Source organism: Catenuloplanes atrovinosus (genome assembly GCF_031458235.1).
GTDB lineage: Bacteria > Actinomycetota > Actinomycetes > Mycobacteriales > Micromonosporaceae > Catenuloplanes > Catenuloplanes atrovinosus.
Genome location: NZ_JAVDYB010000001.1, coordinates 851,904 through 874,136, shown reverse-complemented (window position 1 = coordinate 874,136; position 22,233 = coordinate 851,904). Strand labels below are relative to the sequence as shown.

The window sequence follows — 22,233 nt, the reverse complement described above, 5'->3', positions numbered from 1 at the left end:
ATCGTGGCGGCGGAAGCGCGGCGGAACCATGTAGAAGTAGGGGGTTGCGGGAAAATCAGACGTTCGTCAGCGCGCGCAGCGCGGGGAGGTCACACACGACCAGCCGGCGGTACCCGGTCTCGATCAGCCCTCTGGTCCGCAGCTCCTGCATGGCCTTCTGAACGGTGGCCTGCGCGATGCCGATCATCGTAGCCAGTTCCGGCTGGCTGAGCGTGACGCCGAGCTCGACGCTGCCGTCGGCCCGGGACCGCCCGCACCCGTCCGCGATCTCGGCCAGCACGCGGGCCAGCCGGATGTGCGCCGGGTAGGCCCCGAAGTCCGTACGCCGCCGGTTGGCGAACTGGAGCTGGCCCGCGACCGACGCGGTGACCAGGCGCATCGCCTCCGGCCGGCGGCGCAGGAAGCCCTCGAACGCGGGGCCGGCCAGCACCACGGACACCACCCGGCCGCACGCGGTGACGGTCGCGTTGCGCGGTGCGCCGGTCAGCACCGCGGTCTCGCCGAGCAGCTCGCCGGGCATCCGGATGGACAGCAGCGTGTCCGCGTCGCCGGCCAGCGTGGTGACCTTGACGAAGCCGAGCAGCAGCAGCTCCACGTGGGTGCCGCGGTCGCCCTGGCGGAGCAGCACCTGCCCCGCGTCGAACCGGCGGCGCGCGCCGAGCGCGATCATCTCCGCGACCAGCTCCGGTGGAAGCTGCGCGAGGAACGTGCCGGGACCCCACTCCGGGTACGGATAGCGGGCTGCGGGCTCAGGTTCCACTGACTCCTCCGGCGAACGTTCTCTAGAGGAGCGTCACGGCCACGGCGCCGACGCTCATCGCGGAAACGGTCAGGCTGAGGGAGATCTGCAACAGCCGGTGTTTGCGCCAGTTGATCCGGCTCAGTGTAACCAACTGCCGGGTCACCATGGCGATCTCGTCCTCCTTGCTCAGTCGCTCGATCCGCCGCGCGAGTGACGGCGGCTGCCATTCCCGCAGGTGGCCGAAGTAGACGATGTCGTCCGATGTCACCATGTGCGTCTTGGGGCGCAGCACCGGCACCACCACCGCGACCGACGTACCCATCGCGGCCACCACCAGCATCAGCGCGAGCGCCAGCAGCCAGCCGACGCGGTGCACCTGCAACGCGGTGACGCCCAGCACGAACGCACCGCCCTGGTGCGCCAGCAGGATGCCCGCCTTCGCGTCGGCGCGGGCCGCCATCGCTTCCAGCCCGGCGTGCAGTCGCCAGGTGAACGCCACCTCCGGTGGCTCCATCGTCCGTGTCATGCCTCGATCCTGCGTCGGCCGCACGGTCCGGACCTGCTAAAAATCCGCGTTCCCTACGATCCGTAGCCTCTTGGTGACGCAGATCGCGTTATCTAGAGTGGACGCCGTGACCTCACTGGTCCTGCACGCGTTCGCGCCGCTCGACGGTCCCGCCGCCCCGCTGGCCCAGCACCAGTTGCGGGCGCTCTGGTCCGCCTGCGGCGGCGTGCTCGGCATGGAGTCGCCGGTGCACGGCTCGGCGCTGCCGATCACGCCGCCCGACTGGCGCGGCGGCCCGCGGGTGACCGCGCTGGCGGCCCGGGAGCGGCCCGGCGACGACGGCTTCCGCGCGGTCCTGCGGCGCGTCCGCGACGTGCTGGTCCTCTCGGCCGCGCTGCCCGCTGCGGGCGACACCGGCTGGGTGGACCTGGACCGCTGGCTCGACGACGCCACCGCGGGCGGCGTGGACGCGCTGATCGGCACGGCGCGGGTCTACCGCATGCCGGCGGCGCAACCGGCGTACCCGCCGGCCCGGGACGCCCTGCCGCCGATCGTCACCCACGTGGGCTGGCAGGACAGCCGCGTGTGGTTCGGCGCGCACGCCTGCGCCTGGGAGCTGTCGCCGCGTCAGGACACCCGGCGCGACCGGCGGCTGGTGCTGGCGGGGACGAATCTGGACGCGATCGCCTGGGGTGCCGGGCACGAACTCCCGCCGCTGGGCCGGTACCTGATGCACGCCGCGGTGCTGCGCTACCACTACCGGGTCTGGACCGGCGAGCAGCGGCGGATCATGGCGCTGCGGGACGCGCGGCCGGGGCGGGACAGCCTCCGGGCCGACTTCGCCCGGCTGTACTCCATGCACGCGGCCTCGGCCACCGCGCTGCGCGCACTGACCACGGTGGCGGAATCCGCGGAGATGCGCGGCGAGGGCCCGCTGGACCCGGTGACGGACGACCGGCGGTTCGGCGAGTGGCTGACGCGGCAGCTGGAGGATGCCAGGACCGGGCTGGAGAACCTGCTGCGCGAGGCGGGCCCGGTCGGCGATCTCTTCGCGCCGGCGAGCGGGCCACGCACCGTGGAGCCCTCCGTCCGCGCGGAGCCGGCCGCTCCGGCACCGGGCAGGGCCACCACGGGGTCCATCCCGGCGCCGCCGGCCGAGACCCGGCAGGACGAGCCGGCCCGGGTGCCGCGTGCGCGCACGCCGCAGCACGCGCTCCGGATGAGCTTCACGGTCGACGCCGTCGGCTACAGCGGCAACGACGCCGCCGGCCGTGACCTCTGCCAGCGCCGGATCGCCGACGTGATCGGCGAGGTGCTGGGCGACATGCACCTGACCCTGGCCGACACCGACCACCAGGGCACCGGCGACGGCATCAACGTGGTGCTCCCCGCCGACCTGGACCTGCCCCGCACGCTCGCCCAGCTGTTGCACGGCACCGCCGGCGCGTTGCGGGCGGAGCGGCGCCGGTACGCCGAGGCCCTGCGCCTGCGGATGGGAGTCTCGATCGGCACGGTGCGGGTGGCCGCGCTCGGCTGGTCCGACGCCACCGTCATCGAGACCAGCCGCCTGGTCGACAGCGCACCGCTGCGCGACGTGATGAAGCGGGACCCGGGCCTGCTGCTCGCCGCGCTCGTCTCCGACCGCCTCTACCCGTTCACGGTCGCGGAGGGCCATGCCCGCCTCGATCCCACCGACTTCGCCGAGACCGCGGTGCTGGTCAAGTCGTACCAGGCCCGCGCCTGGCTGTGGACGCCGGGGCCGGCGCTCACCCGTCGCGGGTGAGCACGCCCCAGACCGTGGTCACGCCGGTGTGGTCCGCGTCGGCCGCCTCGAAGCGGTAGATGGCGGACTCGACGATCGTGGTGCCCTGCCGGCAGCGCGGCCCGAGGAACGACGCGGTGCCGCCCGGCGTCCAGCGGGTGCGCGGGACCTCCCAGGTGAGGCCGCGCTCCCAGATCCGGGGCGAGTCGCCGGCGAACGTGCCGTGACCCTCGAACACGTCGTGGTCCGGGGTCCGCAGCGCCACCTCGCCGTCCGGCAGCACGTCCAGGTAGCGGTGGTGCGTCCGGGCGGGCGCCTCGCCGTCGGCCGTGGTGACCGAGACGTCGCCGAGGTAGCCGTACTGCCACACCACCCAGTCGGACCGGGCGGTGCCGCAACCCCGGTACGCGGTCGCCGCGGACGCGGGATACGGCGCCGCCGCGGTCAGCAGCGCGCAGACGATCGCGCCGCGGATGATCGTGGACATGGGCCGTCCTCCGTCACATCAGTGATGGATCCAGCCAAACCAGGGGAACCCCGACGATACCGCGCGCGGCACACCCCGATCAGCGAAACCGGAGCGGCCGATCAGTGGTAGTTGCGTTCGCCCGCGCGGATCGGGACGGTCAGGCGGTTCTCCGGTGGCGCGAGCGGGCAGGCCCAGCGGTCGTCGTAGACGCAGGACGGATTGTAGGCGTAGTTGAAGTCGAGGCGGACGCGGTCGGGGCCGAGCAGCGTCAGGCCGCGGCCGAACGTGCCCTTGACCGTGTCGGCGAGGTAGCGGCCGGCGCCGTAGGTCTCGGCGGGCGCGGTCGCGTCGCGGAACGGCAGGAACAGGCCGCCGCCGTACGCGGAGATCCAGAACAGCGTGAGGTCCCCCCACGGCGTGGCCGCGACCCCCAGGCGGCGGTAGCTGATCACGCCGTCCTCGCCGCCGGTGTCGATCTCCAGGGGCTCGGTGGACGGGGCGGGGCGCACCTCGCACTCGGCCACGAAGGCCGGGTCGGGCGGGAAGTAGCGCAGCCCGGAGAACGGGCCGGCGATCGGGGACTGGGGATGGGTGGCGAAGAGGTCGTCGCGGGCGGCGCGGAAGCCGAGCAGGTCGAGGTCGGAGAGGTAGAGTGCGGCGACCCGCTCGCGCCAGTCGGCCAGGTCCAGCAGATCCATGATCACCACCGTACCCCGATGGAGTGGTCGTTCAGATTTTAACGAGTACGCTGGCGAGCGTGAGCGACACGCTTCCGCTGAACGGGGCCGAGCTGCGCGCCTGGCGCGCGGTGATCGACGGTAGCTGGCACCTGCAGACCCGGCTGGACGACGAGCTGCGGGCGGATACCGGGCTGAGCATCTCCGACTACCACGTGCTGGTGCTGCTCAGCGAGGCGCCGCAACGGCGGCTGCGGATGGGGGAGATCGCCAGCCGGCTGGTCTTCTCGCCGAGCCGGCTGACCTACCAGATCTCGGCGATGGAGAAGCGGGGGCTCGTGCGCCGTCAGCCGTGCCCGGACGATCGCCGGGGCAGCGAGGCGGTGCTCACCGATGAAGGGCTGGACCAACTGCGCCGGGCCGCACCCGGGCATCTGACGGCGGTGCGCCGCTACCTGATGGACGATCTGGACGAGGCCGAGACCGAGGTGCTGACCCGCGTCTTCACCCGACTCCAGGCGAGGCTCCGCCAGACGCGATGAGACGGTACGGGCGCCGCACCGGGCTCCGGTGCGGCGCGCTCCAGCCGTACCCTCGTGAGGTCTCGATCGTGGTCAGCCGACCATGAAGTACATCGCGACGGTGCCCAGCGACACCATCAGGGCCATCGCGATGAGCAGGGGACGCTCGGAGTCGACCTCGGGCTTGGCGGTCTCGGTGGTGGCGGCTTCGGTGGTCATCGGTCTCTCCTTCAGGACCCGGCTGCGTCTATCACGGTAGGGCGCGGCCGGAGGGCGGTGATCCTGGTTTCGTGCCAGCGGCGTTTCGGGCCAGGGGGTGCGGGGGGATTACCGAGGACGTCGCCGACCTCGGAGGTAACCGCGTGGACGTCGAGGAGTGGTTTCTCACCGAACGGGAACGAGGTAACCCGTCCAGCGCTATACCCACCTGGACCACCGGCAACCTCGCAGAACCACTTGTTCACGGAGATTCATACTTCGATCACCTGGTAACGGAGATTTCGGCGCTCCGGGCCGGTGACCACCTGTTCTTCACGGACTGGCGCGGCGACCCGGACGAGCGCCTGCGCCCGGACGGGCCGACGGTCGCGGAGCTGTTCTCCGCCGCGGCCCGGCGCGGCGTGATCGTCAAGGGCCTGATGTGGCGCTCGCACCTGGACAGGCTCCAGTACTCCGAGGAGGAGAACCGGCACCTCGGCGAGTCGGTCGCGGCCGCGGGCGGCGAGGTGCTGCTGGACCAGCGGGTCCGGCGCGGCGGCTCGCACCATCAGAAGCTGGTCGTGCTCCGGCATCCGGGCGCGCCGGAGCGGGACGTCGCGTTCGCCGGTGGCATCGACCTCTGCCACAGCCGCCGGGACACGGCCGCGCACCACGGAGACCCCCAGGCGGTACGGATGTCGCCGCGCTACGGCGAGCATCCGCCCTGGCACGACGTGCAGCTGATGCTGCGCGGCCCGGTGGTGGGCGCGCTGGACCTGACGTTCCGCGAGCGGTGGACGGACCCGCACCCGCTGGACGCGCGCAGCCCGCTCGCCTGGGCGCGCGACCTCAGCGCCGGCGCCGACCTGCACGCGGACTCGCTGCCCGAACCGCTGCCGGACCCGCCGGAGTGCGGGCCGCACGCCGTCCAGGTGCTGCGCACCTATCCCGACCTGACGCTCGACCGCGGCTACCCGTTCGCGCCGGACGGCGAGCGGACCGTGGCCCGCGGCTACACCAAGGCGATCCGGCGGGCGCGCCGGCTGATCTACCTGGAGGACCAGTACCTGTGGTCGGCCGAGGTGGCGACGCTGTTCGCGGACGCGCTGCGGGCCAACCCCGGCCTGCACCTGGTCGCGGTGGTGCCGCGCCACCCGGACGTGGACGGCGCGTTCGCGCTCCCGCCGAACCTGGTCGGCCGCGCCGAGGCGATCGCCGTCTGCCGGCGGGCCGGCGGCGACCGGGTGCACGTGTTCGACGTGGAGAACCACGCCGGCGACCCGGTCTACGTGCACGCCAAGGTGTGCGTGGCGGACGACGTCTGGGCCAGCGTGGGCAGCGACAACTTCAACCGCCGATCGTGGACCCACGACAGCGAGCTCTCCTGCGCGGTCCTCGATCCCGGCGGTACGTTCGCGCGCGACCTGCGGCTGCGGCTGTGGCGCGAGCACCTGGACCGCGCCGACGGCGACGACGCGGACCTGATCGACCCCGCCTCCGCCATCGCCGCGATCACCGAGTCCGCGCGCCGGCTGGACGAGTGGCACGCCGGCGGCCGGACGGGTCCGCGCCCGCCGGGCCGGTTGCGCCCGCACCGCCCGGAACGGCTCGGGCCGCTCACCAGGGCGTGGGCGCTCCCGGCGTACCGCCTGGTCTACGACCCGGACGGTCGCCCGCTGCGCGACCGACGCGCGAACACCTGGTGAGGCGGCGCTCAGGACAGCGAGGCGGAGGACGGGCTGACGTGGTGGGTGAACTCCTCCGCCGGGAGCGGGGGCGCGAAGTGGTAGCCCTGCGCCGAGAGGTACCCCATGTCGCGCAGCGCCTCCGCCTGACCGGCCGTCTCCACCCCGGCGGCGGACGCGGTCAGGCTCAGGCCGGCCGCGATCCGTACCAGCGCCGCGGAGATGACGAACTCCTGCGTACCGGTGCCCGCCTCCAGGCCCCGGACGAACGCCTTGTCGATCTTGAGGCCGTGCACCGGCGCGCGGCGCAGCAGATCCAGCGACGAGGCACCCGCGCCGAAGTCGTCGAGCGTCACGCGGATGCCGTGCCGGCTCAGCTCGCCGACCATGGCGATGGCGGAGCCGCCGCCGAGCGCGGTCGCCTCGGTGATCTCCACCGAGAGCGCGGACGCCGGCAGCGCGGACGCGCGCAGCAGTTCGGCGACGCGGGCCGCGAAGCCGGTCTCCCGGAGCTGGCGGTCGGCGACGTTGATGCCGATCGTGGGCGCGGCGTCGCCCAGCGCGGTACGCCAGCGGACCGCCTGGGCACAGGCCTCGCGCAGCACCCAGTCGCCGAGCGGGACGATCAGGCCGGTGCGCTCCGCGGTGGACAGGAACTCCTCCGGGCTGATCAGGCCGCGGACCGGGTGCCGCCAGCGGACCAGCGCCTCCGCGCCGATCCAGCGGCGGTCCGCGAGCCGCACGATCGGCTGGTAGAGCAGGTCGAACTGGGCGGAATCGATCGCCTGTTGCAGGTCCGCGGCGAGTTGGGCGTCCGCGGCCTGATGCGCGTCGAGGTCCGGGCTGTAGTACGCGTAGCGGCCCTTGCCGGCCGCCTTCGCCGCGTACATGGCCACGTCGGCGCGGCGCAGCAACTCGTCCGGGGTGCCGCCGACGCCGGCCTGGGCGAGGCCCACGCTGGCCCGGACCAGCAGATCGTGGCCGGCCGCGGAGATCGGCTGGCCGAGCACCTCGGCCACGCGCGTCATCACCGTGGTGGCGGCGTCCGGCGTGGCGTCCTCCAGGATCATCGCGAACTCGTCGCCGCCGAGCCGGGCCACGGTGTCGCCGCTCCGCACGCAGCCCTGGAGCCGCTCGCCGACCACGGCCAGCAGCGCGTCGCCGACCGCGTGGCCGAGCCGGTCGTTGACGCCCTTGAAGTCGTCCAGGTCGATCAGCGCCACGTGCAGCACCTCGTCGCCGCTCAGCTGGTCCATCGCCGCACGGGTGCGCCGCTCGAACAGCGTCCGGTTCGCCAGGCCGGTCAGCGCGTCATGGGTGGCCTGCGTGGTCAGCTCGTCCTGCACCCGGCGCAGCTCCTGGAGGCTGGCGTCGACGCGGGCGAGCAGACGGCCGTTCTCGGCCAGCGCCAGTAGCTGCCGGGCCATCACGATGCCGGTCAGCGCCATCGACACCAGCGCGACCACGCGCGCGTCAGGATCGTCCCAGCTCACCGTCACCAGCAACACGCCGGTGCCGCCGACCGCCACGAACGGCCACAGCCCGGACGACTCGCGCCGCCCTCGCGCGGACCCGGCCCGGCCGGCGGCGTGGCGCTGCCGGTCCGCCGCCACGGTGATCAGCAGGTACGTGACCGGCAGCGCGAGCTGGGCAGGGTGCAGGTCGGCGCGGGCGCCCAGCAGCGGGTGCAGCGCGCCGGCCGCGATCCCGCCGGCGAGCGCGGCCGCGAGCAGGTAGAGCGATCGCGGATCCACCCCGTCCGCGCGGCCGACCTCGAGCGTGGCGAACGCGACCAGGGCGGCCACGCCGAGCGTGCCGAGCACCAGCACGGCCGCCAGCGCGCCGGACGAGAGCGTGCCGCCGCCGGTGTGCCGCAGCACCCCGTACCAGAGGAAGAGACCGGTCGCGAGCAGCACGATCGTCATGTCCATGGCGAGCCGCGGACCGGCCCGGCGGGCGCGTCGCACCGGCAGGCCGAGCAGCGCCCACAGCGCCACCACCACGCCGGCCAGGTAGAGCGCGACGACGAACGGGCCGGCCGGCTCCGCGGGCCGGTGCACACCGTTCCCGGTCGCACCGATTCCGGCCATGGCGTTTCCGGCCGCGGCCAGGCCGGCCAACGCGGACGCCAGCGCGAACCGCCGCCAGAACCGCCGGACCACGCCGCGCCGCCGGTCCGCGGCCGCGGCCCGCCGGCATGCGGCGGCGCCCACCAGCGGCAGCAGCGGCGGGGCGAGCCAGCCGACGAACGCGGGCGTGAACGGGTGCGCCAGCGACACCGTGAACCAGCCGGCCGACCAGAACGCGAGCAGCGTGGCGACGGCCAGCAGCGGTGCCGGCCGCCGCGCCGCCCCACCCCCGCCCATCGCGGTCCTCCTCCGGTCCCTGACCTCGACATCGACCGGTGAAGGCCGCAGCTGAGCGTTCGCGTCGCACCGGGGGTGCACAGCCGCCACCGCAGCCGCGGACAGCCGCGGGCGCGAGTCTTCACGGACCGGATCAAGGAGGCGGTCATGATGCGTACCAGGTGTTTCTCGTTGACGCTGGCCGGCGCCGCGCTGGCGGCGGTGGTCACCTTCGGCGGCCCGCGCCCGCTGCCGGCCACGCCCGCCCGGCCGCGTCGCATCGGCGCCGGCGACCGGCCCGGCGTGCCGCACCCGGTCGTGCCGGTGTTCGGCACCCACGCGCCGGCCGCGCTCCGGACCGGCGCGTACCCCGGCGTGCTGGTCCCGGTCTCGCCCGGGACGCTGACGCTGGTCCGCGCCGCCGGCACCACCGGCCGGCTGGAACGGATCGCCGCACACCTCCGGCTGTTCCGATGGGACGGACGCCGGGGTGTGCGTCGATGACTACTCGTACGTGGCCGGTGCGAAGGCCGCGGGGACCCGGATCGGCCGGGTGGGGTCGCCGGCGAGCGTCAGGGTGGCCGTCCACGAGGTCAGTGGCGGTGAGCCGGCGGTGAGCCAGCGGTCGGCCAGCGCCGCCAGGTCGTGGCGGAGGCGGTCGCCGGCCGGGCCGAGCGTGCGGAGGTGGCCGTCCGGCAGCAGCGCGGCGAGCGACGGCGGCGGCCCCGGCTCGTACAGCCCGAATCCGCCCAACTGGTCCGCGTGCAGCGCCGGGACCGAGGTCACCCGCCGGTCCCAGACCGCCGCGGCGAACCACAGCGAGTGATAGTCGCGGGCGTTCAGCGCGGGCAGCGACGGGCCCGCCGCGGGCGAGGGCAGCGGCACCCGGACCGGCGGCGGGTGCGAGCCCGCGTGCGGCGCGGACAGCGGGCCGGCCGCGGTCATGAAACCGGCCGCCGAGACCGGCCGGGCGCGCGGGCCGGATGGCGTGCCGTGGACCGTCATCACCGGGTGGAGGCCGCCGTGCGCGATCGGGGCCACGATCATGCCGGAGGGTGCGAGCTGGTCCGGCCACGCGGCGGACACGCCGGTGATGCCGACGGTCACGATGATCCGGTCGAACGGGGCGAGGTCGGGCGCGCCGTCCCAGCCGTCCGCGCGCAGCACCCGGGCGCCGGTCACGCCCGCCCGGTCCAGCGCGGACGCGGCCGCGGCGGCGACGTCCTCCTGCACCTCGACGGTGGTCACGTCCGCGCCGAGCGCGGCCAGCAGCGCGGCGTTGTAGCCGGTGCCGGCGCCGATCTCCAGGATTCGGTGGCCGGGCGCGACGTGCAGTGCGGTCAGCATCTCCGCCATCAGCGAGGGCTGGCTCGACGAGCTGACCGGCACGCCGTCGTGGACCTTCGTGACCAGGACCGTGTCGCGGTAGACCGTCTCCAGGAAGCCGGGGTCGCCGGGGAGGACGCGCCCGTCGGGGCGATGGAAACCCGAGGCCAGGAAGATCTCCCGGGGTACGGCCCGGAACGCGGCGGCCAGGGCCGGGTCGGTCAGCACGCCGGCGGCGTGCAACTCCTCCAGGTACCGGTCCATGCCGGGCATCCGTTCACAGTAGTGCACGCGCGGCGTCGAGCCAGAACGGTACGTCGGCCGCGTGGAACGGCGCCTCGGACGGCTCGATCGCGGCGAGGAACCCGGCGTAGACGGCGGCGTTGCGCAGCGCCGCGACCGGGGCCAGCAGCGCGACCGCGTGCTCGGGGTCGCAGCCGGGCACGTCGGCGCGCCACCGCGCGGCCCACGACTCGATCAGCGCGGGCGCCTCCGGTACGCCCGCGGTGAGCCGCAGGATGTCGAACGCGGGATGCCCGGCGAACGCGTCGCCCCAGTCGATGATCACCCGGCCGTCGTGCGCGCCGATCGCGTTGCCCGGGTGGAGATCGCCGTGGACCAGCGTGTCGGGCAGCGCGCACTCCGCGACCGCGGCGAGCCGCGCCTCCAGCCCGTCGGTGAGCGCGGTCAGGGCCGGGTCGTCCGGCGCGTACGCCGCCACCACCGCGCGCACGCGCTCGGCGAGCCGGGGCGCGCGCAGGTCCGGCAGGCCCGCGGCCAGCAGCGTCTCCAGGTCGCGGGCGGCGCGCACCTGGACGCGGTGCATGTCCCGGGCCAGTTCGTCGAGCTCGGTGGCGTCGGCCTCGTACCGCCCGACGCCCGGCACGTGCGCGAGCAGCAGCCGGCCCGGCTCCTCGGCGAGCAGCGCGGGCGCGGTGCCGGGCAGCGCCTCGCCGAGCCAGCGCAGCACCGCGCCCTCGTGCGCGAAGAACGGCGGTACCTGCTTGACCCAGGCCGTCTCGCGGGCCAGGTCGACCGGGTGCGGCGCGTCGACCGGCGCGGTGTCGCCCGCGGAGACCGTCTCCAGGCGCCAGATCGCGGAGAGGTTCCAGGTGCGCTGCTGCACGGTCCGGGCGACCAGCCGCCCGCGCGCGGCGAGCCGGTCCGCGGCCCAGCTCAGCGTGGCGTGCGCGCCGCCCGGCTCGGCCCAGGGCGCTCGCCGCGCGTGCGGGGCGAGCGCGGCCGTGTCGGCCGGGGCGGCGTCCACGATCGACGGTGTGCCGGGACCGCGGAGTTCGGCCGCGTAGACCACCGCGCCGCCGTGCGGGCGGTCGCGCGAGGCGCGGAGCAGGCGGAGCACGGTGACGTCCACGCCGTAGTGCTGGCGGGCGCCGTCGACCACGTCCGCCACCTCCTGCCACCACGGCATCGGCACCTCGTACGGCGGCAGCGCGCCGAGCACGGCACCGGAGGGATCGACGAGCACGAGCGTGACGACGCGGGACATGACCGGTGAACCTACCAACCGCGGGACACAACATTGACACGCCAGGCGGTTACCGTGTGCTGTGACCTCTCACCCGGACGGCGGCAGCGTCGCCTGCACGCTCGACTACACAGTGGACTCCCCCACCGAGTTCGTGTTCCAGATCGCGGTGACGACCGGCGGCGCGGTGCACGCGGACGAGCGGCTGACCGTCACGGTGGACGACGCGGAGGCCGAGGCGGAGACGATCCCGGCGTCCCACCACGGCGGCCGTCAGCACCTGGTCCGGGCCACGCCGGGCGCGCTGCGCGTGCGCTACACCGCCACGGTACGCCGGGACGCCGCACCGCCCCGCCGGGTCTCCGCGCCGGCCCGCGTGCAGGCGCTGCGCCCGAGCCGCTACTGCCCGTCGGACCGGATGGCCGGGTTCGCGGCGCGCCGGTTCGGCGGCACGGACGCGGAGATCGTCCGGGACGTGACCGAGTTCGTCCGCGGCCACCTGCGCTACGCGCCGGTCAGCGACTCCAGCACGGACGCGGCGGACACGCTGCTGGCCGGCGCCGGCGTCTGCCGCGACTACGCGCACCTGGTGACCGCGCTGGTCCGCGCGTCCGGCGTGCCGGCCCGGGTCGCCGCGGTCTACGCCCCCGGCCTGGCGCCGATGGACTTCCACCTGGTCAGCGAGGTGGCCGTGGACGGCGTGTGGCGGATCGTGGACGCCACCGGCCTGGCGCCGCGCGCCTCGATGATCCGCATCGCCACCGGCCGGGACGCGGCGGACGTGGCGTTCTCCACGCTGCTCACCGGGGGCCGCCTCACCATGACCCGGATGGAGGTGCTGGCCGTGGCGGACGGCGACCTGCCCGGCGACGACCCCGGCGAGCCCGTCTCGCTGCGCTGACCCCGCAGGGGTGATCAGCCGTTCGGGTGGCGGTACCGCGAAATCCGCCCGCATCCGGCAGGATGTCCTCTGCGAGCCAGCCACCTGGCGGCGCTCCGCCCATTAGGGAGCGTCGCTGTGCACCAACACTGGAAGAGAACGGCCGTGTCCTCGGAGGCGGCCGGATGACCGGCAACGCGAAGTACCGGCTTCGGCCGGGCGACGAGCTCACGCTGAGGGATCAGGACTACAAGTTCGGCGTGGGGCAGTTGTCGATCGTCGTCGAGCAGATCCTGGAACGGGTGACGCTCGACGGAGAGCTGTGGGTACGGGTGCGTGGCCTCTGCCGCCGCGCACCGACGGACGCAGGGGCGGTTCGCGAAATCTACGTTCGCGTGACGGCTCTGCCACTACGGAGATGAGAACGCCGTCCCCGCGTGACCACGGGCGTGGGGACGGCGCTCCGATGTGAGGCGCGTCTCGCCGGGAGCGGTCCGGGGTGGAATAGCGCGGGTCCGGGCCTGGTTACTTGCCGACGTAATAGTTAAGATTTGAACGACCAGCGGTACGACGGAGGCGGGACCATGCCAATGCAGTTCGGGATCTTCTCCGTGGGCGACGTGACCACCGACCCGACGAACGGGCGGACCCCCACGGAGAACGAGCGCATCAAGGCGATCATGCAGATCGCGCTGAAGGCGGAGGAGGTCGGCCTGGACGTCTTCGCGACCGGTGAGCACCACAACCCGCCGTTCGTGCCGTCCTCGCCCACCACCATGCTCGGCTGGATCGCGGCGCGGACGGAGAGGCTGATCCTCTCCACCGCGACCACGCTGATCACCACGAACGACCCGGTGAAGATCGCCGAGGACTACGCGATGCTCCAGCACCTGGCGGACGGCCGGGTGGACCTGCTGATGGGCCGCGGCAACACCGGCCCGGTCTACCCGTGGTTCGGCCAGGACATCCGGGCCGGCATCCCGCTCGCGATCGAGAACTACGGGCTGCTGCGCCGGCTGTGGCGCGAGGACGTCGTGGACTGGGAGGGCAAGTTCCGTACGCCGCTGCAGGGCTTCACGTCCACGCCGCGGCCGCTGGACGGCGTGCCGCCGTTCGTCTGGCACGGCTCGATCCGCAGCCCGGAGATCGCCGAGCAGGCCGCCTACTACGGGGACGGCTTCCTGCACAACGGCATCTTCTGGCCGTTCGACCACTCCAAGCGCATGATCGAGTTTTACCGGAAGCGGTTCGCGCACTACGGCCACGGCGCGGAGGACCAGGCGATCGTGGGCGTCGGCGGGCAGATCTTCATGCGGCGGAACTCGCAGGACGCGGTGAACGAGTTCCGGCCGTACTTCGACAACGCGCCGGTCTACGGCCACGGCCCGAGCCTGGAGGACTTCAGCCGGGAGACGCCGCTGACCGTGGGCAGCCCGCAGCAGATCATCGAGCGGCTGCTCAGCTACCGCACCCACTTCGGCGACTTCCAGCGGCTGATGCTGCTGGTCGACCACGCCGGCCTGCCGCTGAAGACCGTCCTGGAGCAGCTCGACCTGCTCGGCGAGGAGGTGCTGCCGGTGCTGCGCGAGGAGTTCGAGATCGGCCGGCCGGCGCACGTGCCGGACGCGCCCACGCACGCGTCGATGCTGGCCGCCGCCGCGGTCGCGGCCGAGAACCAGGACGCCCTGGAGGAGGTGCGGTCATGAACACCCGCAGACTGGTCGTGGTGAGCGCCGGGCTGAGCCAGCCCTCGTCCAGCCGGCTGCTCGCCGACCACCTCGCCACCGCGGCCACGCGTGAGCTGCGCGCCCGCGGCGAGGAGGTCGAGGTCCGCACGGTCGAACTGCGTGACCACGCGCACGACGTGGTCAACAACACGCTCACCGGGTTCGCCCCCACCGGGCTCCGGGAGGTGCTGGACGCGGTGGCGGCGGCGGACGGGCTGATCGTGGTCACGCCGACGTTCCGCGCGTCGTACAGCGGCCTGTTCAAGTCGTTCTTCGACGTGGTCGAGGAGGAGGCGCTGGCCGACAAGCCGGTGCTGATCGGTGCGACCGGCGGCACGCCGCGCCACTCGCTGGTGCTGGAGCACGCGGTCCGGCCGCTCTTCGCCTACCTGCGCTCCGTGGTGGTGCCGACCGGCGTCTACGCGGCCTCCGAGGACTGGGGCAGCGGCGGCGGCAAGGCACACCAGGGCCTGGCCCGGCGCGTCGACCGCGCGGCCGGCGAGCTGGCCGCGCTGATCACGGCGCGCGAGCCGGTGACCGTGGTCGACCCGTTCGAGTCGGCGCCGTCGTTCGACCAGCTTCTGGGTTGACCCTGAGCCCGGACATCGGGGGACGGATGGGGCCGTTCCCCGATGTCGGGTACGCCGCTTTCGGAGACCGTGGAGTCAGCAGGCGAGCACCTGCGACATCCCACAAGGAGTGATCCGAACATGGCGAGCGTGCACACCCACTTCCGCAGTCAGGGCCTGGTCCGGCCGCGCGAGGGCCGTCTGCTGGCCGGCGTCTGCGCCGGGCTCGGGCGGCGCTTCGGCCTGGACGCCAACGTCGCGCGGCTGCTCTTCGTCCTGGTCCTGCTCACCGTCCCGGGCAGCCAGCTACTGATCTACCCGTTGCTCTGGATCGTGATGCCGAACGAGTCCGAGGACCTCCACCCGGCCGCGCCCGGCATGTGACCCCGGCTCCCGGCCGGTCCCGCTCCCCGAGGCCGGCCGGGTCACGGCCGCCCGCCCGCACCCCGCGCGCCGAGAACCGACGGGTGACGTGGCGGGCGGCCCCCTTCTCATCCCGCCGCCGGTCTACAGCGTGGGCTTGGCCATCAGCTCGTGGAGTTCGCCGATCAGGGCGGCGTCGCCGGTGGCGATCAGGCCGTCCGCGCCGCCGCGGCGCCACAGCCAGAGCAGCACGTCCACCGGATCGCCGGTGACCTCGGCCGCGGCGTCCGAGGCCGCCGGGGCGTCCGGGGTCACGGTGACGCCGTCCGGGGCGAGCCGGACCAGCCAGGACCCGCCCGCGGTGGTGGACACCCGGACGGCGCGGCCGTCCAGTGCGGCGAGCGCGTCGCCGAAGTCGTCCGGCCAGTGCCGCGAGCCGTGCTCGAGGAACCGGACCAGCACCTCGTCCACGCCGTCGACCGCCAGGTCCGCCGGGATCGGCGCGCGCGGCAGCCCGGCCGCCAGCTCGCCGTCCACCCGGTGGATCACGGTCTCGTGCGCCATCCGCCGCATCCAGAAGCCGGCCGTCTGATCCGCCGGGTCCCAGGTCGCCACGGCCTCGCCCGGCTCGCGCGCGGCCAGCGCCGCCACCAGCTCCGCGTACGCGGCGTCGAGCCGGGCCAGCGCGTCGCCCGGCGGCGCCGGCGGCAGCTCCTCGGGGAACGCGCCGGTCCGCAGGATGACCGTCTTGTGCCGGTACACGTGGGTCACGTGGTCGGCCAGATCGGTCGCGCTCCACCCGGGACAGGTCGGCACCGGCGCGGAGGGGGCCGCGGCGATCGCCGCCCGCAGTCGGGTCGCGTCAGCGTCCAAGCACTCTCTGAATCGTTCACTACGCATAGACGAGACACATTATCGGGTACGGCCGACGCGCACCGCATATTTGACGGTCACGGTGCGTGGACAGGCGCCCTGAGCTACGCGTTCGTCCGGACGGTGACGTACCCTTCTTTGCCGTGACGCTCTCTGCGCGGGCCCGGCGGATTCGAACCGCCTCGCCTCCGACTCCGTAACTCCAGGGAAGGCGGATCAACTCCGCCGCGAGGGCTTCCCAGCACGACGAGAGGAATCCGTTCTGATGACCCCACTCGGTCGTCGATGCGCCGCAGCGGTCGCCGCGGTCGCCACCGCGGTGGCACTGCTGACCGCGCCGCTCTCCCCCGCGAGCGCGGAGCCGAACGGCCCGGACGAGGCCGGCAACGCCACGCTCGGTGACGTTCTGGAGTCGACCGGCAAGCGGTACCTCGAGGCCAAGGCCGTGCTGGACGCGTCCAAGAAGAAGCAGGGCGAGATCACCAAGAAGCTGACCAAGGCCCAGGCCGACCTGGACCTGCTCACCAAGCAGGTCGGCGAGATGGCCTCCCGGCAGTACCGGCAGGGCCGGCTCACCGGCCCGAGCCTGATGCTGGGCAGCGCGGACCCGACCGGGTTCATGGCCCGGATGACCTCGATCAACGAGCTGGCCGCGCACAACGACGCGAAACTGCACGACTACATCGAGGCGCGCGACACCATCGACCGCGCCAAGGCCGAGCTGGACGCGGAGGTCGCGGAGGAGCAGAAGGCGCTCGCCGCGATCGACAAGCAGAAGAAGGAGGCGGAGAAGGCGCTCGCGCTGGTCGGCGGCAACGCCACCACGCAGGGCCTGGTCACCGCCACCTCGCCGGTCGCGGCCCCGGCCCCGCGCACGAGCAGCGGCGGCTGGCCGTCGGAGTCCTGCTCCGAGGACGACCCGACCACCAGCGGCTGCCTGACACCGCGCACGCTGCATGCGTACAACGAGGTGAAGAAGGCCGGCTTCGACCGTTTCGTCGGCTGCTTCCGCACCGGCGACATCTGGGAGCACCCGAAGGGCCGTGCCTGCGACTGGTCACTGCGCCGCAGCGGCTTCGCCGTCTGGTCGAACAACGACGAGCTGCAGTACGGCAACGACCTGATGGCCTTCCTGGTCCGCAACGCGGACCGCCTCGGCATCCTCTACGTCATCTGGAACAGGATGGTGTGGTTCCCCGCCACCGGCTGGAGCCCGTACTCGGGCGACAGCACCCACGAGGACCACGTCCACATGTCGATCGTCTGACACCGGTCGTGAAAGGGCCGCCGGGCATCAGCCCGGCGGCCCTTCGCATGCTCAGACGCGGCTCAGCGCCGTGATCTCCTGCTGGGTGAGGACCCCCTGGTAGAGACGTACGTCGTCGATCGCGCCCGGGAACCAGTCCGTCGCCTTACCGTCGTACCAGCCTCGCCCGACGACCGAGTTGCCGCCGGCCAGCCACAACGGCGCCACGTCCGTGGCACCCTTCAGCTCGCCGTCGACGTACAGCCGGATCTCGCCCGCCTCGGCGTCGTAGACGCCGACCAGATGTGTCCAGCGGTTGGCGACCATGCTGCCCGCGCCGGCGCTGACCTTCGTGTACGTGGACGCCGACGTCTGCGTGACCAGGAACTGCCACTCGGGCGTGTTGGCGTTGGCGCTGAGCGAGAACGGGTTACGCCCGGAGCCGTCCTGGGAAACGATCGTCCGCGTACCGGTGGTGGGATTGATCTTCGCCCAGGCCGACACGCTGTACGACCGGTTGGTCTGTAGCGCCGTGCGGGCCGTGCTCGCCACCGTGCCGGTGCCGTTGAACTCGACCGCCGCGCCGGTGTGGCCGGTCGTCCAGGTGCCGCTGGTCAAGGCCGCGGGCCGGCCGTTGCCGGAGCCGTCGGCCAGCGTGGTGCCGTTGTTCTCGTCCATCGCCCAGGACGCCACGGGCGTGGCCGGCGCGCCCTTGGTGAGGGTGCCGTCGACCCCGGACCACGGCATGGCGAACCACTGGTTGTACGTCGTGTTGCAGGTCCAGGACGACACCCGGATCCCGCTGCCGACCGCGTAGTCCATGCAGGAGTTGCTGGCCGGGTTGTACAGCTCGTCACCCGGCCGGACGACCCACTGCTGCGACGCGGCACCGGTGCAGACGCTGAGCTTCAGCCACTTGTCGGTACCGGAACGGACCGGTCCGTTCTGGTCCACGCAGAAGCCGTAGATGCGCAGCGTGCCGTCGCCGGGGAGGGTGAACTGCTGTGCGCCGATGTCACGCTTGCAGTTGACCATCTGCACCTGCGCGTCGACGGCCGCGGTCTCGTTGAGGATGTCGAGGCACAGGTTCGAGTAACCGTTCTTCACCAGCGGGCCGAACGCGGCACGGCCGGTCGGCAGCTTCCACTGCTGGTTCGACGCGCCGTGGCAGCCGTTGGTCCACAGCGCCATCGATCCCGACACCGGCGAGGTCGGTGAGTCGAGACACACGTTGTTCGCGGCGTTGTAGAGCGTGCGGTCAGCCCGGTACTGCCACTGCTGAGTCGCGGCGCCGGTGCAGGTGGCGGTGTGCGGGGACCGATTCGCGCCGTTGCGGACCGGCCCGTTGGCGTCCACGCAGAGTCCGAAGATCCGCAGCGTGCCGTCGCCCGGGAGGGTGAACAGCTGTGCGTCGTTGGCCTTGCAGACGATCGCCTGGAACTGGGTACCGGCCGCCCGCGTCGCGTTGATCACGTCGATGCAGGTGTCGGCCGCGGTGCGGATCTCCCCGAACCGGGTCGCCGCCCGGTCGACGCGGACCCGCACGTTGCGGAACGACACCGGCGCGGTGGTGGAGCTGCCCTGGAGGCCGACGAAGCCCGGGTCGAGCAGCCGGGTGTCGGCGGTGGCGACGAAGTCGTTGACGACGGTGCCGTTGAGCCTGACCGTCACCCGCTTGCCGTTGACCGTGATCTCCATCGCGTTCCACTGGCCGGCCGGCTTCTCCGCGCCCGTGGCCGGCGCCTGGGTGCTCTCGATCGCCCCGGTCGCGGTGGTGCCCACGCCGTCCGGCTTGATCTGCACCTCGTATCCACCGCCCTCGGTCAAACTGCCGGTCAGCGGCGAGGCGGACCCGATCATCACGCCGGCATCGGCGCCGGCGCCGGACGCCCGGTAGTCCAGCCGCAGGGTGTACGCGGCCGGCAGGGCCCGGGCCGAGAACCACTGCAACGAGTTGTTCGGCGCCGAGGTGAGCTCGCAGTTGGCCTCGGTCTTCGTGGCGCCCGACCCGGCGGCACGCCACTCCGCGCTCAGCGGCGAGCGCCCGTCGTAGAGCGCGGTGAACCCGGGCTCCGGCCCGACCGCGCAGGACCCGGCCGGGTCCGCCACGGCCGCGCCGCCGACGAAGTAGCCGGACACCCCGGCGACGATCTCGGTCGTACCCGCGTCCGTGCGCAGTTCCACCGCGCCCGCACCGTCGGCGCGGGGCAACAGCGTGCCCGTGGTGGTCCGGGCCGGGCGCAGCCCTTGCAGACCGGTCGTCCACGGCAGTGCCTTACCGGCCGGGCGGGCGGTGACCGCACCCGCGCCGTCGCCGGTGGCCGACACGGCGAGGACCGGCGCGGCCACGTCACGGGGCACGCCCGCGACACCGCTGAGCGACACCGTGGTCGTCGCGCCCTGGCCGAGCGCACCGATCGGCGCACCGGTGCCGGTGCGGGTGTCCAGCACCTTCGCGGTCCGGGGCAGCGGCACGTAGCGGGCGCCGGTGCCGGGTGCGAACCAGCCGATCAGGTCGATGGCCAGCGCGGTGTTACCGCGGGCGTTGCGGATGCGGATCCTGCCGTCGTCGCCGATGCCGGTGACCGCCAGGTTGCCGCGCACGCTGTTGGAGACCGGGCCCGCCTCCACGTTCGCCGCGTCGGGAAGCAGCTGCGGGTACAGCTGGACGTACGTGTCCTCGCTGTTCTCGGAGAGCGTCACGTCGAGCAACACCGACGTCGCGTTGTCCGGCACACCCGCCACGCCACGCACCTGGAGCGCGTACTCCTCGGCGGCACCGAACGGGCGCTTGTGCCCGCCGGTCGCGGTGTGGGTGTCGAGCAGCCGCACCGGCGCGTTCGGCGTGAAGTAGGTGCCGGCGCCGGCCGGGCTGAAGTAGCCCTGGAGATCGACGTTGACGGTCGCGGCTCCGGCGTCGCTGCGAATCGTGACAGTGCGTGCCGCGGACAGCGGGACGATCGCCATCGCGGTCCGCTTGTCGCCGGCCGCCAGATCGATGGTGGGCAGGCCCGATGCGGTGTCGGCGTCCCGGTAGACCTCGATCCGCGTAGCGGTGGTCGATCCCCACGCGGTCACGTTCAGCACGACGGCCGTCGCCCCGGCGGGTGCCGTGCTCGACAGGGTCCGCACCTCGCCGGCGGCCAGGGGCGCGTCCTTGAGGATGCGGATCGGCTGGACGGGCGTGAACCCGCCGGTCTGCGGCGTCTGCGGGGTATCCGGGGCGCCGAGCGCCAGCAGGCCGTGCCCCCAGTCGCTGTCGTACCTGGACGGGCTGGTCCGCGCCTCCAGCAGGCTTTGCAGGGCCGCCGCGTCCAGCGCGCCGTTGGCGCCCTTGAGCAGCGCGGCCGCGCCGGCGACGTGTGCCGCGGCTGACGACGTCCCGGCCATCGTCGGCGCGGGACCGAACGTGTACGTGCTCACGCCCGCGGGACCGGTGATGTCGGGCTTGGTACGCCCGTCCACGGTCGGCCCGCGGGAGCTGTAGGCGTCCACCGCGCCGCTCCCGGTCTGCGACGCGCCGACGGCCATGGCGTACGGCGACGTGGCCGGCTCCAGCAGGCTGCCGGCGGCCACCGGGTAGGACAGGCTCATCGCGTCGCCCATGACGAACACATCGGCCTTGGTCTGCGGGTACGACGCGCGGGCGGCCGTATAGATCCAGTAGGTCTGTGCGCCGCCGGTCTTGTTCTCGAGCGTGACCTGCTCGGTCGGCGGCAGCGCCTCCGCCGCGTCCGCCTGCGGGTTCGTCGACTGGGCCACGATCGCGGCGTCGCCCGGCCCGGTCGGACGCCGGTTCACCGACATCACCACGAGGTCCAGGTCCTGCCGGGTGGTGGGCCAGGCGTCCCAGCGCAGGCTCACGGTCGAGGTGCCGCCGGCGGGGATCGTGAACCCGTTGCCCTGCGCGGCGCCGCCGACCTCCACGTACCCGTCGGCGTTGGCGTCGGCCGCGGCGCCGCCCCAGTGCAACTGGGCCTGATTGCCGGCGCCGGCGACCCACAGGATGCCCGCGTCCCGGGCCTTGCGCACCGCGGCCGCCGGCGAACCGGCGATCCCGGTGCCGTCGCCGCGGCCGGTGTTCGGGAAGCCGACCGCACCGGCCACGACGTCGACGTCCTGGGCGATCATCCAGTCCACGGCCGACGCGAACGTCATCGAGTCGGGCGCGCAGGCCAGGAACAGCGTCGCGCCCGGCGCCATGTCGTGCACGATCTCCGTCACGGCGGTGCCGTGGGAGGAGCCGTTCTCCGCCGGGCAGTCCGCCGGGTGCAGCGTGGCGTTCGCCGGGACCTCGCCGGCCGCCTGCGCGTCCGCGAGGCCGTCGAAGCCGATGTCGACGACGCCGACCTTCGCCCCGGCACCGGTCTTGCCGCTGCGCTTCCAGGCACCGGCACCGGACGTCTCGACACCCTCGGACGTGACGGCCAGCGGGAAGGCGCGGTCGGGCTGGCGTACGGAGGAGACCCCGTCCTGCTTCGCGAGCGTGACCAGGTTCGTGCCCGGCACCGCCGCGCGGACGCGGTTACCGCTGGTCTGCAGAACCTCCCCGCCGGCGTCCTCGACGGCCTCGGCCGCCGACGCGCCCTCGACGTAGACGAACGTACGCCCGGCGTCGTCCCGGGCCGGCGTCTCGACCGTGCTGAACCGCCGGTCGCCGATGGCGGGCAGCAGCCCGACGTCGAGTGCCCGCGGCACGTCCGGCTGTACGTAGCCGGCACGGTTATCGGGTTCGGCCGACGCGGGCGTGGCACCGGCCACGAGCCCGCCACCGGCGAGAGCGGCGGCCAGAACCCCGGCCACCGTCCCCCGTATCGATCTCACAGAAATCCTCCCATGATGCGCATCAACGGGCCGGC

Annotated in this window: 20 protein-coding genes; 10 read left to right on the top strand and 10 right to left on the bottom strand. The window is 73.5% G+C overall.

Annotation, left to right across the window (positions count from 1 at the left end):
• Positions 1-55: 55 nt before the first annotated feature.
• Both J2S41_RS03880 and J2S41_RS03875 read right to left on the bottom strand, forming a co-directional pair.
• Positions 56-760, bottom strand: a complete 705-nt coding sequence (locus tag J2S41_RS03880) for a Crp/Fnr family transcriptional regulator (RefSeq protein ID WP_310363135.1) — start codon at positions 758-760, stop codon at positions 56-58.
• 22 nt (positions 761-782) lie between these two features.
• The gene (locus tag J2S41_RS03875) at positions 783-1,268 is read right to left on the bottom strand and encodes a Pycsar system effector family protein (protein ID WP_310363132.1); all 486 of its coding nucleotides are present in this window, start codon (positions 1,266-1,268) and stop codon (positions 783-785) included.
• A gap of 106 nt (positions 1,269-1,374) precedes the next feature.
• Here J2S41_RS03875 and J2S41_RS03870 point away from each other — a divergent pair, with 106 nt between their 5' ends.
• Positions 1,375-3,030 carry a CATRA conflict system CASPASE/TPR repeat-associated protein gene (locus tag J2S41_RS03870; RefSeq protein ID WP_310363129.1) on the top strand — a complete coding sequence of 552 codons (1,656 nt, stop codon included), beginning with the start codon at positions 1,375-1,377 and terminating at the stop codon, positions 3,028-3,030.
• Here J2S41_RS03870 and J2S41_RS03865 read toward each other — a convergent pair.
• Together J2S41_RS03865 and J2S41_RS03860 are read right to left on the bottom strand one after the other, a co-directional pair.
• The gene (locus J2S41_RS03865; RefSeq protein WP_310363127.1) at positions 3,014-3,496 is read right to left on the bottom strand and encodes a hypothetical protein; all 483 of its coding nucleotides are present in this window, start codon (positions 3,494-3,496) and stop codon (positions 3,014-3,016) included. The two genes, J2S41_RS03870 and J2S41_RS03865, sit on opposite strands and share 17 nt — an antisense overlap.
• A 101-nt stretch (positions 3,497-3,597) precedes the next feature.
• Entirely contained in the window at positions 3,598-4,176 is a 579-nt protein-coding gene (locus J2S41_RS03860) for a DUF1684 domain-containing protein (RefSeq protein ID WP_310363125.1), read from the bottom strand.
• A gap of 59 nt (positions 4,177-4,235) precedes the next feature.
• Here J2S41_RS03860 and J2S41_RS03855 point away from each other — a divergent pair, with 59 nt between their 5' ends.
• Entirely contained in the window at positions 4,236-4,697 is a 462-nt protein-coding gene (locus tag J2S41_RS03855) for a MarR family winged helix-turn-helix transcriptional regulator (protein WP_310363121.1), read from the top strand.
• 72 nt (positions 4,698-4,769) lie between these two features.
• Here J2S41_RS03855 and J2S41_RS03850 read toward each other — a convergent pair whose 3' ends face one another.
• Entirely contained in the window at positions 4,770-4,895 is a 126-nt protein-coding gene (locus tag J2S41_RS03850; RefSeq protein WP_310363119.1) for a hypothetical protein, read from the bottom strand.
• 143 nt (positions 4,896-5,038) lie between these two features.
• On the opposite strand from J2S41_RS03850, the gene J2S41_RS03845 reads away from it, so the two are divergent.
• A complete protein-coding gene (locus J2S41_RS03845; RefSeq protein WP_310363117.1) occupies positions 5,039-6,580 on the top strand; it encodes a phospholipase D family protein in 1,542 nt (513 codons plus the stop codon).
• 8 nt (positions 6,581-6,588) lie between these two features.
• Here J2S41_RS03845 and J2S41_RS03840 read toward each other — a convergent pair whose 3' ends face one another.
• Entirely contained in the window at positions 6,589-8,925 is a 2,337-nt protein-coding gene (locus tag J2S41_RS03840; RefSeq protein ID WP_310363114.1) for a putative bifunctional diguanylate cyclase/phosphodiesterase, read from the bottom strand.
• A 147-nt stretch (positions 8,926-9,072) separates the two neighbouring features.
• On the opposite strand from J2S41_RS03840, the gene J2S41_RS03835 reads away from it, so the two are divergent.
• Entirely contained in the window at positions 9,073-9,408 is a 336-nt protein-coding gene (locus J2S41_RS03835; RefSeq protein ID WP_310363112.1) for a hypothetical protein, read from the top strand.
• On the opposite strand, the gene J2S41_RS03830 is transcribed toward J2S41_RS03835, so the two are convergent.
• Both J2S41_RS03830 and J2S41_RS03825 read right to left on the bottom strand, forming a co-directional pair.
• Complete coding sequence (locus tag J2S41_RS03830) at positions 9,409-10,503, bottom strand: protein-L-isoaspartate O-methyltransferase family protein (protein ID WP_310363109.1); 1,095 nt, start codon at positions 10,501-10,503, stop codon at positions 9,409-9,411. It lies immediately after the preceding gene.
• A gap of 4 nt (positions 10,504-10,507) precedes the next feature.
• Positions 10,508-11,737: a phosphotransferase family protein gene (locus tag J2S41_RS03825; RefSeq protein ID WP_310363106.1), complete on the bottom strand. Its 1,230-nt coding sequence runs from the start codon at positions 11,735-11,737 to the stop codon at positions 10,508-10,510.
• 61 nt (positions 11,738-11,798) lie between these two features.
• On the opposite strand from J2S41_RS03825, the gene J2S41_RS03820 reads away from it, so the two are divergent.
• The 5 genes from J2S41_RS03820 to J2S41_RS03800 all read left to right on the top strand — a co-directional run bounded on the left by J2S41_RS03820 (position 11,799) and on the right by J2S41_RS03800 (position 15,276).
• On the top strand, positions 11,799-12,617 hold the full coding sequence (locus J2S41_RS03820) for a transglutaminase-like domain-containing protein (protein ID WP_310363103.1): 819 nt from the start codon (positions 11,799-11,801) through the stop codon (positions 12,615-12,617).
• A gap of 164 nt (positions 12,618-12,781) precedes the next feature.
• The gene (locus J2S41_RS03815; RefSeq protein WP_310363100.1) at positions 12,782-13,018 is read left to right on the top strand and encodes a hypothetical protein; all 237 of its coding nucleotides are present in this window, start codon (positions 12,782-12,784) and stop codon (positions 13,016-13,018) included.
• Between the two features lie 168 nt (positions 13,019-13,186).
• Entirely contained in the window at positions 13,187-14,302 is a 1,116-nt protein-coding gene (locus J2S41_RS03810; RefSeq protein WP_310376269.1) for an LLM class flavin-dependent oxidoreductase, read from the top strand.
• Positions 14,299-14,913 (top strand): FMN reductase, encoded by a 615-nt coding sequence (locus J2S41_RS03805; protein WP_310363097.1) that lies wholly within the window; start codon positions 14,299-14,301, stop codon positions 14,911-14,913. The genes J2S41_RS03810 and J2S41_RS03805 overlap by 4 nt, the downstream gene beginning before the upstream one ends.
• Before the next feature lie 120 nt (positions 14,914-15,033).
• Positions 15,034-15,276, top strand: coding sequence for a PspC domain-containing protein (locus tag J2S41_RS03800; RefSeq protein ID WP_310363095.1), 243 nt, complete (start codon positions 15,034-15,036; stop codon positions 15,274-15,276).
• Between the two features lie 123 nt (positions 15,277-15,399).
• Here J2S41_RS03800 and J2S41_RS03795 read toward each other — a convergent pair whose 3' ends face one another.
• Positions 15,400-16,128: a maleylpyruvate isomerase N-terminal domain-containing protein gene (locus J2S41_RS03795; protein WP_310363093.1), complete on the bottom strand. Its 729-nt coding sequence runs from the start codon at positions 16,126-16,128 to the stop codon at positions 15,400-15,402.
• Positions 16,129-16,393: 265 nt separating this feature from the next.
• Between J2S41_RS03795 and J2S41_RS03790 the strand changes: the two genes are divergently transcribed.
• Complete coding sequence (locus J2S41_RS03790; protein WP_310363090.1) at positions 16,394-17,395, top strand: coiled-coil domain-containing protein; 1,002 nt, start codon at positions 16,394-16,396, stop codon at positions 17,393-17,395.
• Between the two features lie 51 nt (positions 17,396-17,446).
• Here J2S41_RS03790 and J2S41_RS03785 read toward each other — a convergent pair whose 3' ends face one another.
• On the bottom strand, positions 17,447-22,177 hold the full coding sequence (locus J2S41_RS03785; protein ID WP_310363088.1) for a ricin-type beta-trefoil lectin domain protein: 4,731 nt from the start codon (positions 22,175-22,177) through the stop codon (positions 17,447-17,449).
• Between the last annotated feature and the right edge of the window lie 56 nt (positions 22,178-22,233).

Excerpts from the sequence above, each read along its gene's own strand:
- J2S41_RS03875 (WP_310363132.1), bottom strand. The coding sequence starts at position 1,268 with ATGACACGGACGATGGAGCCACCGGAGGTGGCGTTCACCTGGCGACTG.
- J2S41_RS03865 (WP_310363127.1), bottom strand. The coding sequence starts at position 3,496 with ATGTCCACGATCATCCGCGGCGCGATCGTCTGCGCGCTGCTGACCGCG.
- J2S41_RS03860 (WP_310363125.1), bottom strand. The coding sequence starts at position 4,176 with ATGGATCTGCTGGACCTGGCCGACTGGCGCGAGCGGGTCGCCGCACTC.
- J2S41_RS03850 (WP_310363119.1), bottom strand. The coding sequence starts at position 4,895 with ATGACCACCGAAGCCGCCACCACCGAGACCGCCAAGCCCGAGGTCGAC.
- J2S41_RS03840 (WP_310363114.1), bottom strand. The coding sequence starts at position 8,925 with ATGGGCGGGGGTGGGGCGGCGCGGCGGCCGGCACCGCTGCTGGCCGTC.
- J2S41_RS03835 (WP_310363112.1), top strand. The coding sequence starts at position 9,073 with ATGATGCGTACCAGGTGTTTCTCGTTGACGCTGGCCGGCGCCGCGCTG.
- J2S41_RS03830 (WP_310363109.1), bottom strand. The coding sequence starts at position 10,503 with ATGCCCGGCATGGACCGGTACCTGGAGGAGTTGCACGCCGCCGGCGTG.
- J2S41_RS03825 (WP_310363106.1), bottom strand. The coding sequence starts at position 11,737 with ATGTCCCGCGTCGTCACGCTCGTGCTCGTCGATCCCTCCGGTGCCGTG.
- J2S41_RS03815 (WP_310363100.1), top strand. The coding sequence starts at position 12,782 with ATGACCGGCAACGCGAAGTACCGGCTTCGGCCGGGCGACGAGCTCACG.
- J2S41_RS03810 (WP_310376269.1), top strand. The coding sequence starts at position 13,187 with ATGCAGTTCGGGATCTTCTCCGTGGGCGACGTGACCACCGACCCGACG.
- J2S41_RS03805 (WP_310363097.1), top strand. The coding sequence starts at position 14,299 with ATGAACACCCGCAGACTGGTCGTGGTGAGCGCCGGGCTGAGCCAGCCC.
- J2S41_RS03800 (WP_310363095.1), top strand. The coding sequence starts at position 15,034 with ATGGCGAGCGTGCACACCCACTTCCGCAGTCAGGGCCTGGTCCGGCCG.
- J2S41_RS03790 (WP_310363090.1), top strand. The coding sequence starts at position 16,394 with ATGACCCCACTCGGTCGTCGATGCGCCGCAGCGGTCGCCGCGGTCGCC.